Consider the following 2,453-nt stretch of genomic DNA (forward strand, 5'->3'; position numbering starts at 1 on the left):
TAGGATGTGTGCTCTTCCGATCCCGGAACCGCGACAGCTCGGCGATGATCGAGCGCAGGTGCAGCTTCTTGGTGGTGAGGACGGGAAAGCCCTTGGCCAGATCGAAACGCATCTGATGACCGAAGACCGACAGCGTGCCGGTGCCGGTCCGGTCCATCTGCTGCACACCCTGGGTCAGAACCCGGTCCATGAGGTCGAGATATTGGCGCATGGCCGGGGCGTAGCGCTGCGGCCATCGCGTCGCAAGCGGAGGCGTCTCGCGCTGCGCCAGCGCGCGCGATGCGGCAGGGCTGGTCGTGTCCCGCCTGCCCCACCCTGTCCCTCGCATCGTCACGCGCCAGGATGCCGAAAGGCTGTTCGCCGGGCTGGCAACGGGGGCGACGGAGGTGGTCGCGATCGCCTATCTTGATCGGGAACGGAGCTTGTTGGGCTTGCGCCACGTCATCGGCCATGCCGACTCGGCGACGGTGCCGGTCGCCCGCGTCGCGTGCGACGCGATCCTGCTATCGGCGCAGGCGATACTGATCGCGCACAACCATCCCGATGGCGACCCGCGCCCCAGCGCGGCCGACCTGGCGCTGACCCGGCGGCTGGCGCAGGGACTGGACCTGTTGGAGGTGCGGCTTCTCGACCATCTGATCCTCGCCGGCGATCGCGTGGCGAGCCTGCGGGACATGGGGGTGATTTAGGGCGTGATGACGATGCCTCGACCGAAGCGAGCCCCTCCCCTTCAGGGGGGGGGTGATTCCGTCTCAACGCGACGTGCTCAGAAGCTGAAGCGCACCCGCCCGACGATGCGGTCGCCCGAATGGCGCGCATCGGCCAACATCAGGACCGCCGCCTCACGCTCCGACACGTCGGTCCCGACATAGTCGAGGCCCAGCGTTACCGGTCCGGTCACATGCTCCACACCCAGCCGCCAGTCGGTATAGTCACCATCGGGGCGCAGACGTGCGGCGCGGAAGACATCGACGGTCTTGCCCGTGGAATGACCGATCCCCGCCAGCAGGGTCCAGGGCGTGCCCGGCACCCCGGCCCGCGCGCCGGCATGGAGATAGAGATTGTCGCCACCGATCGCATTAACCTGCGACGGCGCGTAATCGGCGCCCGCATCGACCTGAACCGGCCCAAGCGTATAGGCGGCGGAGGCACCCAGCTCGATATAGTCGGCATCAAATTCCGCGCCGGCGAACAGGTGACCGGTCACCCGGCCGCGCACGCTGACCGGGCCGACCATCGTGCCGGCCCCGAGGCTGAGGTCGCCGACCGCGCCCGCGCCGCCATGGCGGATCGACTCGCGCAACGCGACGATCCGCCCGCTGGCCTCCAGCACGCCGCGCGTGACGAAGATGTCGGCGGAGGGCGACACTTTGCCCTCGCTCCAGCTGAGGCCACGGCGATTCTCGTCGCTGTTCAGCTCGACGCCGATGACGGGGCGATCCTGCGCCAGGACGGGGGTGGCAAGAGCGAGGGATGCCAGCAACAGGCCGGCGAGGTACGCGGTACGCAAAGGGTTTCTTATCCTTCTCGGGTTTCAGGGTGCAGGCGGTCCATCTCGGCGCGCAGCGTCGGATGGTCTTCCTGCGCGACCGCCTGCAAATGGTCGTGCAGCGCGTCGTGGCGCTGCGCCACCTCCTGCGCGATCGCCTGGCGGCTGGTGCTGCACCAGCCCGGACGGCTGCCTTCGATCACATTGTCATGCGCCGCGCTACGCGTCAGCGTCGCGCCGTTGGTCGCGCGCGCCTCGCGGTGGACGGTCATGTTGGCCGACCACAGACAACGCAGCGTCGAGGGGCGGCCGCCGGTGGCGACAGCGCCGATCTGCTTGTGGGTGACGCCGACATCGGCGCGGTAATGGACCGCGACCTGACCCGAATGATGGTCGAGCTGGACCCGGTGTTCGAGCGCCCCGTCGGACGCCACCGCCGCCCCAAGCGCGAGCCCGGCGATCAAAAGCGTGTTCATCCTCGTCTCCTTCGTGCGGTGCCCCGACCCATGCTGATCGGTGGCGTGTCGGCCCTGCTCGGGGCCGATACCCGATCAATGCATGACAAAGCTGTCAGGTTGCAAATGTGTCGCCGTGGCGGCGACTCAATTGGCCTTCATCCGGCACGGCCGGATCGCACCCGGTTCGGGCCGGGGACCGGTCGCGCGGAAGGTCGCCAGATAGCCGCCCGCCGAGGGCATGCTCTCGATCGACACCTGGGTGAAGCCGACCGCCTCGAACTCGCATTTCAGCAGCGCGGGCGGCGTGCCGTGCGCGCGCGTCGCGCGGTTGGCGTCGACCACCACGACCAGCCCGTCGGGCTTCAGCGCGGGAAACAGCCGCCACAGAAACTCATAGGGCTGGCCGATCTCATGGTACATGTGCACCATCAGCACCCGGTCGAAGCTGTTGGGCGGCAGCTTGGGATCGGCCGCCTCGCCCAGCTTGACGCTGACATTGTCCAGCC

5 protein-coding genes are annotated in these 2,453 nt (G+C 68.4%); 1 reads left to right on the forward strand and 4 read right to left on the reverse strand.

Annotation, left to right across the window (positions count from 1 at the left end):
- Nucleotides 1-211 (reverse strand): thymidylate synthase (locus tag ACQKJZ_RS19010; protein WP_427733229.1); only part of this gene is annotated, 211 nt, incomplete at its 3' end.
- A gap of 85 nt (nucleotides 212-296) precedes the next feature.
- On the opposite strand from ACQKJZ_RS19010, the gene ACQKJZ_RS19015 reads away from it, so the two are divergent.
- Nucleotides 297-689 carry a JAB domain-containing protein gene (locus ACQKJZ_RS19015; protein ID WP_427733231.1) on the forward strand — a complete coding sequence of 131 codons (393 nt, stop codon included), beginning with the start codon at nucleotides 297-299 and terminating at the stop codon, nucleotides 687-689.
- A 77-nt stretch (nucleotides 690-766) separates the two neighbouring features.
- Here ACQKJZ_RS19015 and ACQKJZ_RS19020 read toward each other — a convergent pair whose 3' ends face one another.
- The 3 genes from ACQKJZ_RS19020 to ACQKJZ_RS19030 all read right to left on the reverse strand — a co-directional run.
- Complete coding sequence (locus ACQKJZ_RS19020; protein WP_427733233.1) at nucleotides 767-1,510, reverse strand: TorF family putative porin; 744 nt, start codon at nucleotides 1,508-1,510, stop codon at nucleotides 767-769.
- 8 nt (nucleotides 1,511-1,518) lie between these two features.
- Nucleotides 1,519-1,965: a hypothetical protein gene (locus ACQKJZ_RS19025; RefSeq protein ID WP_427733235.1), complete on the reverse strand. Its 447-nt coding sequence runs from the start codon at nucleotides 1,963-1,965 to the stop codon at nucleotides 1,519-1,521.
- A 126-nt stretch (nucleotides 1,966-2,091) separates the two neighbouring features.
- Nucleotides 2,092-2,453: class I SAM-dependent methyltransferase (locus ACQKJZ_RS19030; protein WP_427733237.1), on the reverse strand; the 362-nt coding region annotated here is incomplete at its 5' end.

Origin of the sequence: Sphingomonas sp. NPDC019816 (genome assembly GCF_050274375.1) — a bacterium.
In the GTDB taxonomy this organism is placed as follows: domain Bacteria; phylum Pseudomonadota; class Alphaproteobacteria; order Sphingomonadales; family Sphingomonadaceae; genus Sphingomonas.

Excerpts from the sequence above, each read along its gene's own strand:
- ACQKJZ_RS19025 (WP_427733235.1), bottom strand. The coding sequence starts at position 1,965 with ATGAACACGCTTTTGATCGCCGGGCTCGCGCTTGGGGCGGCGGTGGCG.